The following is a 14837-nucleotide window of genomic DNA, read 5'->3' as shown; positions in this document are numbered from 1 at the left end:
ATGTGACCTTTGCCGGCCTCGCTACCGATTACTGCGTCGCCTATTCCGCGCTCGACGCCGTCGAGCATGGCTTTGCCGCCGACGTCCTCCTTGATGCCTGTCGCGGTATCAATCTGGGTGGTTCCCTGGCCGCGATGCTCGGTGAAATGCGCAAGGCTGGCATTACACTGATCTGATCCAACGCCGGCAAACAAAAGTTCAAGTTCCTGTTCGACACGCAGGCATCGCTACCGCTGTACGCTTATGGTTCCACTCATGGAACATGGACTTTAACCACGGGATGGAAGCTAGCGTCAATAAAATGAACAGCTGCGCATTTTCCACAAGCGTTAACGAGGAAAGGCACATTGCTGTTGTTTGTCTGTCACATAATAGGGATACTGGCAGCAAGCGCACTGAAGATGACGCCTCATCATGGGAGATTGATATGACCTATCGCGGTACGTCGTTAAGCCTTGCACTCGGCCTTGTTCTTGCCTCATCCACCTCATCCTTCGCCGTCACCGAAATCAGCTGGTGGCATGCAATGACCGGCGCCAACAATGAAGTCGTTGAGACGCTGGCTAAGGAATTCAACGCAAGCCAGAGTGAATACAAGGTCGTTCCCGTCTTCAAGGGAACCTATCCGGAAGCGTTGAATGCCGGCATCGCCGCATTCCGCGCCAAGCAGGCACCGGATATTCTCCAGGTGTTTGATGCCGGTACCGGTGTCATGATGGGCGCGGAAGGTGCCGTCAAGCCGGTAGCCGACATCCTTTCTATGGGCGGCTCGAAGTTCGACAAGAGCCTCTACTTGCCAGATATCGTCGCCTACTATTCGAAGCCTGACGGCACGATGCTCTCGTTCCCCTATAACAGTTCCTCACCGATCCTCTATTACAACAAGGACGCCTTCAAGAAGGCGGGTCTCGACGAAAACAATCCGCCGAAGACCTGGACAGAAGTATGGGACGCGGCCAAGAAGATCAAATCGAGCGGCGCTGCGCCGTGCGGGTTTACCTCGACCTGGCTCACCTGGATCCAGACCGAGAACTATGCCGCCTGGAACAACCTGCAGTGGGGCACCAACGAGAACGGCATTGCTGCAACCGATGTCGAGTTGAAGATCAATGCACCGACCTTCGTCAAGCACTTCCAGGAGATCGCCGACCTCGCCAAGGATGGCACGTTCCGTTATGGCGGTCGTACGTCCGAAGCCAAACAGCTGTTCACGTCGGGCGAATGCGGCATCTTCACCGAATCGTCCGGTGGTCTTGGTGACGTTGTGAAGTCGGGGATCAATTTCGGCACAGGTCAACTTCCGTACGAAGCGGACGCCCAGGGTGCGCCACAGAACACGATCCCTGGCGGTGCCTCGCTCTGGGTCTTTGCTGGCAAGTCGGACGAGCAATACAAGGGCGTCGCGGCCTTCTTCAATTTCCTGTCCAAGACCGAAATCCAGGCCCGCCTGCATCAGGTCTCGGGCTACCTCCCCGTAACGATGGCGGCTTATGAGGAGACCAAGAAGTCCGGCTTCTATGACAAGAACCCGGCGCGCGAAATCCCGATCAAGCAGATGTTGGGAAAGGCCCCGACGGAAAACTCCAAGGGCGTGCGCCTCGTCAACCTGCCGCAGGTTCGCGACATCGAGAATGAAGAGTTCGAAAACATGCTAGCCGGCAAACAGACGGCGCAGCAGGCCCTCGACAACGCAGTCAAGCGTGGCAACGCCGCAATCAAGCAGGCACTCGGCCAATAAGCCTTCCCTTCCGAATCCCGGCCGCTACAACAGCGGTCGGGATTTCTTTAAAAGCGAGGCATCCATGGCATCGTCCACGAACGTGACGTTTCCCAATAAGCTTTTGCCCTATGCGCTGCTGGCGCCCCAGCTCGCCATTACGCTCATCTTTTTCTACTGGCCGGCATCGCAGGCCGTCTATCAATCTGTCCTGCGCGAGGACCCGTTCGGACTGTCCACCCAATTTGTCGGCCTTGGCAATTTCAAACGGGTCATCAGCGATCCCAACTATTTGAACTCGCTGCAGGTCACCGTCATCTTTTCCGTCGCAACAGCACTGATCGCCATGTCGTTTGCCCTCCTTCTGGCAGTCATGGCCGACAAGGTTATCCGCGGCAAGAACATCTATCGCACCCTGCTCATCTGGCCCTACGCCGTGGCTCCCGCTATTGCGGGCATGTTGTGGCTCTTTCTGTTCAATCCCTCGATGGGGACGCTGGCCTATATTGCCCGATCGGCCGGCTATAATTGGGACCCGCTTCTCAATGGCAATCAGGCGATGGTTCTGGTGGTTTCTGCGGCCGCATGGAAACAGATCAGTTACAACTTTCTGTTCTTCGTCGCAGGGCTGCAATCCATCCCGAAGTCGCTCGTCGAAGCTGCCGCCATTGATGGCGCGGGCGAAAACAAGCGCTTCTGGACCATTGTCTTCCCGCTTCTTGCACCAACGACGTTTTTCCTTCTCGTCGTCAACACCGTCTATGCGTTCTTCGACACGTTCGGCATCATTCATGCAGTGACGGGCGGTGGCCCGGGCAAGGCGACCGAGACCCTGGTCTACAAGGTATATAATGATGGCTTCGTCAATCTCATCCTTGGCGATTCGGCGGCCCAATCGGTAATCCTCATGATCATCGTGATTGGTCTTACAGCGATCCAGTTCCGCTACGTGGAACGCAAAGTTCACTACGGCTGAAGGATCGGAACCTATGATTCAGAACAATCCCATTGGCCGCCTGATTGCCCATGTCATCCTCGTCATCGGGATCGTGATTGTCGCGTTCCCCATCTACTATACGTTCGTCGCATCGACGCAGACGCTGCAGGAAATCATGCGGCCGCCGCTGTCCCTGCTGCCTGGTGGTCACTTCTGGGAAAACTACTCGGCGGCATTGTTTGGCGGTGTGGTGCGCATAGGCGGTGTCGGTGTCGATCGCCTGCTCCTCAACACCGTGATCATGGCCCTCGGCATTGCCGTCGGAAAGATCGTCATCTCAATCCTTTCCGCCTATGCGATCGTGTTTTTTCGCTTTCCTGGCCGCATGTTCTTCTTCTGGCTGATCTTCATCACGCTAATGTTGCCGGTCGAGGTACGCATTCTGCCGACCTACAAGGTCATGGTCGATCTTGGGCTTATCGATACCTACACGGGGCTGACCCTGCCGCTCATGGCGTCGGCAACCGCGACATTGCTCTTTCGACAATTTTTCATGACCATACCCGGCGAATTGGTCGAAGCGGCGCGGGTCGATGGCGCGGGCCCATGGCGGTTCTTCAAGGATATCCTGCTACCACTGTCGAAGACCAATATTGCGGCACTGTTTGTGATCCTCTTCATCTATGGCTGGACGCAATATCTGTGGCCGCTGCTCATGACAAACCGAAATGATATGTCGACCATCGTGATCGGCCTGCACAAAATGATCTCCTTCGCCGACGCCGACACGGAATGGCACCTCGTCATGGTGACCTGCATCCTCGCTATTGTCCCGCCGATCCTTGTTGTCGTCCTGATGCAACGCTGGTTCGTGCGCGGGTTGGTCGAAACGGAGAAATGAAATGGCAAGCGTAGAATTGACCAATATTCGCAAGGTCTATGGGGGCGGCGTTGAAGCGGTGAAGGGCGTAAATATTGCCATTCACGACGGCGCTCTCTGCGTGTTGGTGGGACCATCCGGCTGTGGGAAATCCACGCTGCTTCGCATGATCGCAGGGCTTGAATCTATCACAGAGGGAGTACTCAAGATCGAGGATTCGGTCGTCAACAATCTCGGACCGGCCGAACGGGATATCGCCATGGTCTTCCAGAACTATGCGCTCTACCCGCATATGAAGGTTTACGACAACATGGCCTACGGCCTGCGCAATCGCGGCATGCCCAAGGACCAGATCGACAAGCGCGTGCGGGAAGCCGCGCAAACGCTCGAACTCGGCCATCTTCTCGAACGTCGGCCACGCGAACTCTCCGGCGGGCAGCGCCAGCGTGTTGCCATGGGGCGTGCGATTGTCCGGAATCCGAAGGTGTTCCTGTTCGACGAACCGCTGTCCAACCTCGATGCGAAGCTGCGTGGGCAAATGCGCGTCGAGATCAAGAACCTGCAGCGGCAACTGGGGGTGACCAGCGTTTATGTTACCCACGACCAACTCGAGGCCATGACGCTCGCCGATATTCTCGTCGTCATGAATGGCGGTGTCGTGGAGCAGATCGGCGCGCCTCTCGACATCTACGAGAAGCCTGCAAGCACGTTCGTTGCGAGTTTCATAGGCGCGCCGCCGATGAACCTCGTGCGTGTCAGCGCCGATAGCACCGGCGTTCTCTTGAAGGATGGCACCCATATCGGCGCCGAGGGCCTCGCAATCCCGGCCGAGGGTGCTCAGATCGGCTTTCGCCCTGAGGATCTCGAGGTCGCCGCCGGAAGCAAAAAGCATGTCGGTGGATTGCTGCTCGACGTCACCGTCCGTGGCGTCGAACCCGTCGGCGCCGAGAGCTATGTTTATGGCATGATCGGCGGTGAACAGGTTGTCGTGAGGGTAGCCGGCCGATCAGTGGCCGAGCCCGGCGATCATTTGCGGGTAATCGTCCCTAAAGAAAAGCTCCACCTCTTCGACGCGGACGGAAAGCGGATATGAGGTGAGGCACCTCCCCGTTTGGGGAGATGCCCCTTCTATTCATTACCAGCTCGGAACAGCGGCACCCTTGTACTTGTCGAGGATAAACTGCTTGACCGGATCCGAATGATAGGACTCGATCAGGGTCTTTACCCAGGGCTTGTCCTTGTCCGCCGTACGCACGGCAATCAGATTGATATAGGGCGCTTTCTCCCCTTCCTTGAGGATCGTGCCGTTCATAGGGTCGAGACCAGCTTCAAGCGCATAATTGGTATTGATTGCAGCGGCGTCGACGTCGTCGATCGAGCGGGGCAACTGCGCAGCGTCAAGCTCGACAAATTTGAAGTTCTTGGGGTTCTCGGCGATGTCGTTGACGGTAACCTTCAGCCCCACGCCTTCCTTGAGTTTGATCGCGCCCTTATCGGCGAGAATCAGCAAAGCGCGTCCGCCATTGGTCGGATCGTTCGGAATGGCGATCGTTGCACCCTCGGCGAGTTCATCGAAGCTTGTTACCTTCTTCGAATAGACGCCCATCGGAAAATTGACTGTGTAAGCGACGTCGATGATGTCGAACTTGCGATCGGCGATTTGATTATCGAGGTAAGGCTTGTGCTGGAAGGAATTGGCATCGAGTTCGCCATCGTTCAGCGCCTGGTTGGGCACTACATAGTCTGAAAACTCAAAAATCTCGATATCAAGTCCCTTTGGCTGGGCGACTTCCTTTACCTTCTCCATGATCTGCGCGTGCTCTCCGGGCGTGACGCCAACCTTGATCGTTTCTGCGAAGGCGCTGGTCGCACCGAGAACGGCCGCAAAAGCGGCAGCCGCAACAAATCTCTTCAACATTTCAAACTCCTGTCTTTCTGAAGAATATCAAGCTCAACGCGGACGCGAGCGCTTATCGAACTGGCGCGCCAGCCGGTCGCCGGCGCTTTGCACGAGTTGCACGAGGACGATGAGGACGACGACGACGACGGCCATCACATCGGGCATGAAGCGCTGGTAGCCGTAGCGGATGCCGAGGTCGCCGAGCCCGCCGCCGCCAACCGCGCCAACCATGGCCGAAAAGCCGATCAGGCTGACGATGGTGAGGGTCAGGGCCGACGCGATGCCCGGGCGCGCCTCGGCAAGCAGAACCTTGAACACGATCTGGATCGGGCTTGCCCCCATGGCGCGGGCAGCTTCAATCAATCCCGGATCGACTTCCCGGATCGCCGTTTCAACGAGGCGCGCTACAAAGGGAATCGTCGCGATGGTCAGGGGAACAATCGCGGCGCTAGTGCCGATTGTAGTTCCCGCAACAAGGCGTGTGAACGGAATGATTGCGACAACGAGAATGATGAAGGGCGTAGAGCGGGTTGCATTGACGATCGCGCCAAGCACCTTGTTGACCGAGGGCGCCGCGAAGAGTTCGCCGCGCCCGCTCGTCGCCAGAAATACGCCGAGCGGAATGCCAAGGAGCGAGCCGATAAGGCCGGCTACCGCAACCATATAGAGCGTCTGGCCTGTCGCCTTGATGATGAGCGCGATAATGTCAGCGGACATAACCAACAACCTCCGAAGCCAAACCATGATCGGTGAGGAACCGCCGTGCCTCGCCAATTTTCGCTTCCTCCGCGCGCAACGAAACCACCAGCATGCCGAAAGGACGCCCGGCGATCTCGTCCACTGCACCGGCCAGAATGTTCACCTCGATGCCGAGATCGCTGCCAAGCCGCGCCAGCATCGGTTCTGTGGCGTTTTCACCCTTGAAGATGACACGCAGGATCGTGCGGGAACCGTCCTGCGCCGCTTTCTCCATCCGCTTCGTAAGGAACTCCGGCAGCCGCATTCCCGCAAGGCCACCGAGCAATGCGCGGGTCGTTTCATGGGCGGGGCCGGTGAACACGTCAAATGTCGGCCCCTCTTCGACGATTCGGCCGCCATCGATTACCGCAACATGGTCGGCAATGGTTTTGACCACTTCCATTTCGTGAGTGATCAGCAGGACCGTCAGTCCGAGTTCCTTGTTGATCTTTCGTAGAAGGTCGAGAATTGATCGCGTGGTCTCGGGATCGAGCGCTGAGGTAGCCTCATCGGAGAGAAGAAGCTTCGGCTCGGTCGCAAGCGCTCTCGCGATACCAATGCGCTGCTTTTGTCCGCCGGAAAGTTCAGAAGGATAGCGATCGCGCTTGTCCGCGAGACCGACAAGATCAAGAAGCGGCGAGACTCGCTTCTCGATTGCCTGCCGATCCATGCCGGCGATCTCGAGCGGCAAAGCGATGTTATCGAACGCCGTGCGTGACGACAGAAGATTGAAATGCTGAAAGATCATGCCGATCGACCGGCGCACCGAACGCAAATCTTTCTCCTTGAGGCCGGCGACGTCAATACCGTCGACGACAACCCGTCCGGCTGTCGGCTTCTCCAGGCCGTTGACCAGGCGGATCAAGGTCGATTTGCCAGCGCCCGAACGGCCGATGATTCCCGTCACCGACCCACGGGGCACCACAAGATCGATACTGTCCAGCGCGATCACTTCGTTGCTGCTGCGGCCCGCCGCGAAGCGCTTTGAAACCTGTTCGAATGCCACCATCGGTTTGGTGGTTTGCGTGGCCGGCTCATCATTCGCGGCCACGGCAACCGGGCCCTTTGCCCTGTTCTTTACAATTGCCATGTTCATTTGCGGTGCTCGCGCATCCGCCCTATTGCCTGTTTGCGACCGTCTATACAGAGCATCTGCAATTTTCGATAGACCTTGACCACAGGCATGAACATTTCAGGTTGAGGGAATGGGACGAGACGAACGAGCGGGCTGACAACTGCCCGTGCCGCCCACAATAGGCAAACTGCGCTACCGGCGACACGAAGCGTGTTTCATATTTCGGCCGCTTTCAGGAATTGCATTCTAAAAACAACCAGACACATCGCGGCAGCCCGATCCTGATGCCGGAAGCTTCGCGCATAGGCAGAAATTTCCGGCCACCCTGGGGATACGCGTCGGTGCCTAAGCGGCGCGATAGCGATTGAGCCAGTGGGCATAGGGGGCAGGAAGAACCCAGGCAGGCTTCTCCACGCCGAGTTCCGTAGCCGCCTTATAGGGCCAGTGCGGGTCGGCGAGCAGTGGTCGGGCCAGCATGACGAGATCGACCGATCCGTCACGCACCAATCCTTCAGCCTGTTCCGGCGTACTGATGTACCAAGAGGTCGACGCCGGAAGATTGGTTTCGCGCCGGACACGCGCTGCGACTGGGCCGAGGAATGCCGGGCCCCAAGGAATATTCGCCTTGCCGAGAGAAAAGCCAATGCTAACATCGATGAAATCGAGCCCTTCGGCCTTCATCCGCTTGATCAGTTCAATTGCTTCGCCCAGCGTTTCCTCGTCATTACCATCAAATTCGATAACGCCGAGCCGCGCGGCTAGCGGCAGATTTTCCGGCCACACGGCGCGAACAGCCTGCAGTGTCTCAAGCAGAAAGCGGCTGCGGTTTTCGAAGCTGCCGCCGTATTGATCGGTGCGCTGGTTGGAATGTTTGGAAAGGAAGCTTTGCGCGAGGTACCCGTGGGCAAAGTGCAACACCAGCCATTCGAAACCGCTGGCAAGAGCGCGCCTCGCGCTATCGACGAAGGCTTGCTTGACTCGTTCGATATCCGCCTTGGACATCTCGTGCGGAACCTTGCTGAGACCTCCGCCATAGGCGATCGCCGATGGCGCGATCGTTTCCCAGCCGCGCGGATCATTGGCGGGAATATGGTCATCCCCCTCCCAGGGCCGGTTCGCACTCGCCTTGCGTCCAGCGTGGCCGATCTGAATTCCCGGGACAGCGCCGGCGTCCTTGATGAGCTGCACATTCGGCGCAAGCGCCGCAGCCTGTTCATCATTCCACAGGCCAAGGCAATTGGGAGTAATGCGGCCCTCCGGCGATACGCCAGTTGCCTCTACGACGACGAGACCGGCGCCACCGCGCGCCAGCGACCCGAGATGGATGCGGTGCCAATCGTTGACCACACCGTCATGGGCGGAATACTGGCACATGGGAGAAGCGGCGATGCGATTGCGTAAAGTCACATCCTTGAGGGTGAACGGATCAAAAAGCGATGCCATATATCGATGCTCCAATTTGGCTTGCGAGAATGTTTTGATAGTTCGATAATATTCGAACAATAGCAATACACAAGATTTTGTGGTAGTTCTGTGCTATGAGACAGTTCCGTCATCCGCCCGTTTCCGAAATCCAGGTCGAGTCCGTCCTTTATGCCTTGAGTGATCCTGTGCGGTTGTCGATCGTGCGCCAACTCGCACGCGACGGTGAAGCGTCATGTGCGGCTCTCGACGGCGGACGCCCCAAATCCAGCATGTCTCATCATTTCCGCGTGCTACGGGAATCCGGCATCGTGCACACGCGTAACGATGGAACATCGCACATGAATACACTGCGCCGGGACGACCTCGACACTGCATTTCCAGGGCTGCTTGCAGCCATTCTCTCCGCACCTTGCTGAACAAATCGATATCGCCGTGAACAAAGGTCGTTCATTGATCAGGACTTTGCGGGCTTGACCTCCATCGACACCTGGATGGTCGATGGTTAATTAAATACACGTTTGGGACTATGTCCGGTTGCGTTACTTTCGTATCGAGGTGTATCCGAGCGTGAGACGCAGATGACAAATAAAAATTCACGATTATGAAGAATTACAGCAAGATATACTGCCGATATTTTATTATATTCTTTATTTGTATGAAATGATACTTCTTCTAACCCGAGAGGCATATTTCAAACTTGGCGTCTTGAAAAACTCAACTTAATAAAAATGTACTATCCCCCGATAAAGACATTGGTAACTATTAAAAAAAATGCTAAGTACATTAACGAATGCCGAACGTAAAAAATCTAACATGGGGAATTACGAACTCACGTATTTGAGGGCTTTGCGTGTCGTCCAAGTTCCACACAGTTGACGCGATCCGATCAATTTTCGGTATGCGCGGCGCCATAAACCCGGCGGTCAAACGTCGCGTTTATGCCGAGCAGATGGACGTCGCATTGCGACTGGCGCCATTCACTGTCCTTGTCGCGATGTGCGTGGTGTTCGTCGTCGCCTTTGTGTTCTGGAATCTCGGACCCCGCCCTTATCTCGCCGGTGTTGCCACCGTGGTGGCGTTACTCACCGTCGGTTCGCTCGTTGCTTGCATGCAATGGTACAAGATGCCGAAGGTCAGAGAACTCGGCTTTGATGCCATCAAGTACCTGATCATCGTCTCGGCCCTCTATGGAATTTGCCTTGCCAGCATACCGCTCATGCTGTTCCTCGATGCCGATCCCTACCACAGGCTTTTGATCGCCTGCACCGCGGCGGGCCTGATGGCCACCGGTATCGGCGTTGCCGTCGTACCGCTGGCGGCGATCGCCTATTCCGGCACGATCATCACAGGATCGTTCTTTGCCCTCGCCTCAACCGGCGAGGATTTCTTTCTCTTCATTGCCATTCTATTGGCGTTCTACGCGCTCTTCATTCTGTTCACGATCGTGCATATGAGCAATCTGATCGTCATGCGCACTTTGGATCAGATCAAGGTCGAACAGCAGAAGGAAGTCATCAGCCTCCTGCTTTACGATTTCGAAGAAAATGCCAGCGACTGGATCTGGGAAACCGACGCCGACCTCAAATTGCAGCACACGTCCCCACGCCTTGCACAAATTGCCGCCAAGACGACAAAGGAATTGCAGGGCATGCCCTTCGCGCAACTGTTCAAGGTCGATCAGACGCATGCCGAAGAGGCAATGCAGGTCGGTTCCATCTGGCAGGCCATCGAAAACCGCACGACATTCCGCAACCATATTCTTCCCGTCAATATTCGCGGCGAGACGCGATGGTGGTCACTCACCGGCAAAGCCATATTCGACAACGCCGGCAAGTTTGTCGGCTATCGCGGTGTCGGCTCCGACGTGACGGCTGCCAAACAGTCCGACGACCAGCTTTCCTATCTCGCCCGCTATGATGTCCTGACCGATCTTCCCAACCGCACCCTGTTTACTGATCAACTCGGCCAGGCGACCAAGGACCTTGAAAAGGGGTTGCGCAGTTTTGCCGTGTTCTGCATCGATCTTGATGAGTTCAAGACGGTGAATGACAGTTTTGGCCATGGGATTGGCGACCAATTGCTCAAGCAGGTGGCGGACCGACTGCGCGGCACTTCGCCTACGACCTACACCGTGGCCCGTCTTTCCGGCGACGAATTTGCCCTGCTCGCGCGTGGCGCGGATCAGGCGGCCGCGACCGAACTTGCCGAGCAACTGGTCCAGAACATCTCTCAGCCATTCTGGATCGACGGCATACAGATCAACATCCACATCAGTATCGGGATCGCCATTGCTCCGACCGATAGCGTCAACGACATCATGCGCTGCGCCGACCTCGCGCTCTATCGCACCAAGAACGAGGGCCGTAACAGCTATCGCTTTTATGAGGTAGAGATGGATGCTCGCATCGAGGCCAAACGCGCTCTGGCAATGGATTTGCGCGGCGCCTTGGCGCGGCAGGAATTCATCCTGCATTTCCAACCGATCGTTTCGGCTCAGACCCTGAAGACCGTCGGCTTCGAAACCCTCTTGCGCTGGAAGCATCCGGTGCACGGCTTCATCTCGCCGACGATCTTCATCCCGATCGCCGAAGAATCTGGCAATATCATCCCGCTCGGCGAATGGATCATCCAGGAAGCATGCCGCATCGCTGCCGGCTGGCCGCAGGATATTCATGTTGCCGTCAACATTTCGGCGATACAGTTTCGCCATTCCGATCTCGCCTCGATCGTTCGCGACGCCTTGACCAAGAACCACCTCAAGCCAAACCGTCTCGAACTCGAGATTACGGAATCGGTTTTCCTCGAAGCCAATGTCGCGGCAATCTCCTTGCTGCGGCAGTTCCGTGCCATGGGCGTAAGCATTGCGCTCGACGATTTCGGCACGGGTTATTCGAGCTTGAGCTATCTGCGCAAGATGCCTTTCGACAAGATCAAGATCGATCAGTCGTTCGTCCGGGACCTGCCGCACAATCGTGGAAGCCTTGCGATTATTCGCGCTGTGATGGGCCTTGGCGCCAGCATGGGCATGAAGATCACCGCCGAGGGCGTTGAAACGCGCGAGCAGCTGGCCTGCCTCCAGAAGGAGGGTTGCGATCAAGTGCAGGGTTTCCTCTTCAGCCCCGCCGAGCCCGTCGAGAAAACGTTCGAGCTTTTGGCGTTTGATAGCGAGCGCTACCAGGTCGCAAGCTGAGCGACCCACTGAATAGGGCAGCCCTCCGGGCTATCATCGAGATTGTCAGGCCTGGCGCTTCGCCTTGACGTCCGAAATGTTGGGTCGGTGGTTCGGCGACAGGCGAGAATCCTTCGGCCAGTAGGCGAGGAACCCTTTGATTACTTCCCCCGGAATATCCAGCGGACTGTAATTTTCCCGATCGACAAACATCAGTGACTGCTCGCCATGGCCGAGCAAGCCTTGCGTGGCGCTATGAATCTCATGCTCAAGCGTGACGAACTTGCGGTTGTGCCTGGCAATCTTGATCCGCACGCTGATCTGTTCGAATTCCTTCGATTCGCGCCGATAGTCATGGGTGAATGAGCGCGTCAAAATATAGAAGCGCGTTGTCGCCAAGTCGAAATCAGGCATACAAACATTGAAGAACAATTCGCGTGCCTTGCCGACCCAGCGCACATAATTCGCGAAATAGACGTTCCCTACCGAGTTCGTGTCGTCGTAAGTCGGTATGAGCTGCATGACGAACCATTCGCCGTCAAATCCGTGCGATGGAGAAATCTCGTCACCCTGGCTTATAGGCGCCATTGGTGAAGGCGACATTATACGGATAGGCTGATCGACGATCTCGACAGGTATAGCTTTCGATGCAGGGCCAAACACCTCGATGATGACAGGAAGCGCGCCAATCAAGCCAATGAGCGGCGAGATGACCAGGAATTCCGGTATCGGCTGGATATAACCGATCACAAAGATGACCGCCGATCCGCAACCGATCAAAAAGCTCAAGACCGGATCGTACTTCGGCTTTGCCCCCAGAGCCTCGCAGGCAAGATTGGCCGACGCGCTTACGAAAAGCGTGGCAAACGGCATCATGAAATACATGAGGGAGAAGTTTGCAGGTACAGCCGTAAACGCAACCCACACCGCGCCGATGAGCAGCCACAAGGGCGAAGAGGCTATGCCATCGGGGATCAATGCGAGCAGCGGGCTGTTGCTGCGCATGTTCTTGCCCTTCAGAAACCATGAGGTGGCGCAGTAGAAACTGTCGACGGTCGAGGCAAGAGCGATCGTCGTCCAGATCACAAAGGCAATCGCCAGGTAGGACTGGCCATTTTCGGCAGCAAGGACTGTAGCCGCCGAAACCGCGCCCTGGGCACTTGGAAGGCCGTCAATCGAAAGAATGCTGCCGATCGGGCCGACGGCCGAGGCCGTCAGCGCATTGAGATAGAGAAAGCCAAAAAAAATCAGGGCACCGACACCATAGGCAAGGCCGACATTGCCGCCTTCGCGCTTGATCGTGACCGCGCGCTGCCAATGCTGGATATCGAGCCAAGGTCCAAGCAGGAAGCCGATGATCGTTGGCATGATGAGGCCGTAGAAGCGACCGTCGAACTGAGCAAGCGGCACGCCTGGATAGGTCGACGTTTCGCGCAGGCCAAGCAGAAGAACAATGCCGGCCGAGACGCCGATCACCGTATAGACGATGTGCAGAAGCTTGATTTGCTGCAACGTAAGGGCATGACCGATGGCACAGGCGAACAGGAGCAGCATGGCAACGCCGATTGACGCCCCCTCCCCAACGATCGGCTGCCAGAGATAGGCCACGAAACCGAAAATCGTGACAACCAGCGCAGCCATCTGGAACAGCAGGAAAACGCCGGCGTAACGACCCTCGATGTCCTTGATGATCTGGTCGGGCGAGCGCTTGGTACGCCCAAGAATAAAGCCAAACAGCCAAAGACCGGCAACATTGGCGATGGCGAAGCCGAAGAACCCAAGCCAGCCATAGGTCAGCGTGACGTGAATCGAATAAAAGAAGCCTAGACCCCATAGCCAAGACAAGCCAATTGTTGGCGCCCACAAAAGATTCCGCACGACGGTCATGACTATCCAGCTTTAAAAGATACGCTACTCAACAGCTTCACACATTAGTCGATGATATTCGCTCGGATAAGTCAATGATGTGCTCAATGTGCTTGCGTTAGAGCTTGAATTTTCATCTCGTTCAACGACACAGCAATGTCAGCCACCCGGCGATAATGTCGACCGCCGGAAGCATAGGGTTGATTAGTGTCAAAATCGTTGCAAATCCATCTGCGTGCTATTGGCGTATGGGTCCCCGGTGCAGCGATGAAATGGAGAGGGGATCGCTTCGCAGAGCTGTTTGCGTGAACCAGCCATTCATATCCCGGCAATCGCCCGAAGGTCGCTCACGGCGCCATCCGCGGCGGCGAGAACAGGTGATCCCTTGGTCAACGCCTCGCCTTCAACCGGAAACGGGTAGTGCCAGCCCCCCGCCTCCCTGACGAGGCAGTAGCCGGCCATGCAATCCCACGCATGCATGTAGGGCTCGTAATAGCCGACGAGCCGCCCGGCCGCGACGTAGGCGAGCATCAGCGCGCCGGAACCGTTGCGAATGAAGTTTCCTCCCGCGCCAAGCAGCCTCTCCACGATGCCCGCCAGCGTTGCTGGGGCAACATGCCTGTTGGCGCCAATACCCGTCACAGCGTTACGAATGGTTCGGTCCGACCCCAGCTTTAACGGCTTTCCGTTGAGCGTGGCGCCAAGACCGTCTGCGGCCGCATAGAGTTCGTCATTGCACGGCACGTGGATGACACCGATTGCAATCTTTTCCCCATCAAGGACCGCAATCGAGACGCACCAGGTAGGCATACCGTTGACGAATGGACTGGTTCCATCGATCGGATCGACCACCCAGGTGAAACCGGAGGCTCCGGCACTCAGACCGTGTTCCTCCCCAAGGATGGCATCATCTGGAAACGCCGCAGCAATCTCCTGGCGTATGAATTCTTCCACTTCGCGATCGGCAATCGAAACGACATCATGCGGATCAGCCTTGGTCTCGACCACAAGCCTTTCGCGTGCATTGAAATACGCCAGGGCCTTTGCCCCGGCCACGACCGCCATTTTCTTGGCAAGGGTAAAGCGAGCCTCAAGGTCCGCTTGAGTATGCGATATCATGTCTCTTCCTC

The 14837-nt window shown here is 56.6% G+C and carries 13 protein-coding genes; 7 read left to right on the top strand and 6 right to left on the bottom strand.

Annotation, left to right across the window (positions count from 1 at the left end; all coding sequences use genetic code 11):
• The 5 genes from AAAB35_RS11405 to AAAB35_RS11385 all read left to right on the top strand — a co-directional run.
• On the top strand, window positions 1-176 hold a 176-nt coding region (locus tag AAAB35_RS11405), incomplete at its 5' end, for an isochorismatase family protein (RefSeq protein ID WP_340668402.1).
• A 251-nt stretch (window positions 177-427) separates the two neighbouring features.
• Complete coding sequence (gene ugpB, locus AAAB35_RS11400; protein WP_340668398.1) at window positions 428-1738, top strand: sn-glycerol-3-phosphate ABC transporter substrate-binding protein UgpB; 1311 nt, start codon at window positions 428-430, stop codon at window positions 1736-1738.
• Window positions 1739-1802: 64 nt separating this feature from the next.
• Window positions 1803-2693, top strand: a complete 891-nt coding sequence (ugpA, locus tag AAAB35_RS11395) for a sn-glycerol-3-phosphate ABC transporter permease UgpA (RefSeq protein ID WP_340668397.1) — start codon at window positions 1803-1805, stop codon at window positions 2691-2693.
• A gap of 13 nt (window positions 2694-2706) precedes the next feature.
• Window positions 2707-3555: a sn-glycerol-3-phosphate ABC transporter permease UgpE gene (gene ugpE / locus AAAB35_RS11390; protein ID WP_340668396.1), complete on the top strand. Its 849-nt coding sequence runs from the start codon at window positions 2707-2709 to the stop codon at window positions 3553-3555.
• Window position 3556: 1 nt separating this feature from the next.
• Window positions 3557-4627, top strand: coding sequence for a sn-glycerol-3-phosphate import ATP-binding protein UgpC (locus tag AAAB35_RS11385; RefSeq protein WP_340668395.1), 1071 nt, complete (start codon window positions 3557-3559; stop codon window positions 4625-4627).
• Window positions 4628-4669: 42 nt separating this feature from the next.
• Here the strand turns inward: AAAB35_RS11385 and AAAB35_RS11380 are convergent, their stop codons facing one another.
• The 4 genes from AAAB35_RS11380 to AAAB35_RS11365 form a co-directional block, all read right to left on the bottom strand.
• Window positions 4670-5449, bottom strand: coding sequence for a MetQ/NlpA family ABC transporter substrate-binding protein (locus AAAB35_RS11380; RefSeq protein WP_340668401.1), 780 nt, complete (start codon window positions 5447-5449; stop codon window positions 4670-4672).
• Between the two features lie 36 nt (window positions 5450-5485).
• The gene (locus tag AAAB35_RS11375) at window positions 5486-6151 is read right to left on the bottom strand and encodes a methionine ABC transporter permease (protein WP_340668394.1); all 666 of its coding nucleotides are present in this window, start codon (window positions 6149-6151) and stop codon (window positions 5486-5488) included.
• The gene (locus AAAB35_RS11370) at window positions 6141-7181 is read right to left on the bottom strand and encodes a methionine ABC transporter ATP-binding protein (RefSeq protein ID WP_340668400.1); all 1041 of its coding nucleotides are present in this window, start codon (window positions 7179-7181) and stop codon (window positions 6141-6143) included. Before AAAB35_RS11370 ends, AAAB35_RS11375 begins: the two co-directional genes overlap by 11 nt.
• A 411-nt stretch (window positions 7182-7592) precedes the next feature.
• Window positions 7593-8690, bottom strand: a complete 1098-nt coding sequence (locus AAAB35_RS11365) for an NADH:flavin oxidoreductase/NADH oxidase (protein WP_340668393.1) — start codon at window positions 8688-8690, stop codon at window positions 7593-7595.
• A gap of 95 nt (window positions 8691-8785) precedes the next feature.
• Between AAAB35_RS11365 and AAAB35_RS11360 the strand changes: the two genes are divergently transcribed.
• Window positions 8786-9088: a helix-turn-helix domain-containing protein gene (locus AAAB35_RS11360; RefSeq protein ID WP_340668392.1), complete on the top strand. Its 303-nt coding sequence runs from the start codon at window positions 8786-8788 to the stop codon at window positions 9086-9088.
• Between the two features lie 434 nt (window positions 9089-9522).
• A complete protein-coding gene (locus AAAB35_RS11355; RefSeq protein ID WP_340668391.1) occupies window positions 9523-11862 on the top strand; it encodes an EAL domain-containing protein in 2340 nt (779 codons plus the stop codon).
• A 45-nt stretch (window positions 11863-11907) separates the two neighbouring features.
• On the opposite strand, the gene AAAB35_RS11350 is transcribed toward AAAB35_RS11355, so the two are convergent.
• Both AAAB35_RS11350 and AAAB35_RS11345 read right to left on the bottom strand, forming a co-directional pair.
• Complete coding sequence (locus AAAB35_RS11350; RefSeq protein ID WP_340668390.1) at window positions 11908-13728, bottom strand: thioesterase family protein; 1821 nt, start codon at window positions 13726-13728, stop codon at window positions 11908-11910.
• A gap of 297 nt (window positions 13729-14025) precedes the next feature.
• Entirely contained in the window at window positions 14026-14826 is an 801-nt protein-coding gene (locus tag AAAB35_RS11345) for an inositol monophosphatase family protein (protein ID WP_340668389.1), read from the bottom strand.
• Window positions 14827-14837 lie beyond the last annotated feature (11 nt).

The organism is Phyllobacterium sp. (genome assembly GCF_037994425.1).
Classification (GTDB): domain Bacteria; phylum Pseudomonadota; class Alphaproteobacteria; order Rhizobiales; family Rhizobiaceae; genus Phyllobacterium.
This window is presented reverse-complemented; position numbering and strand designations above follow the sequence as displayed.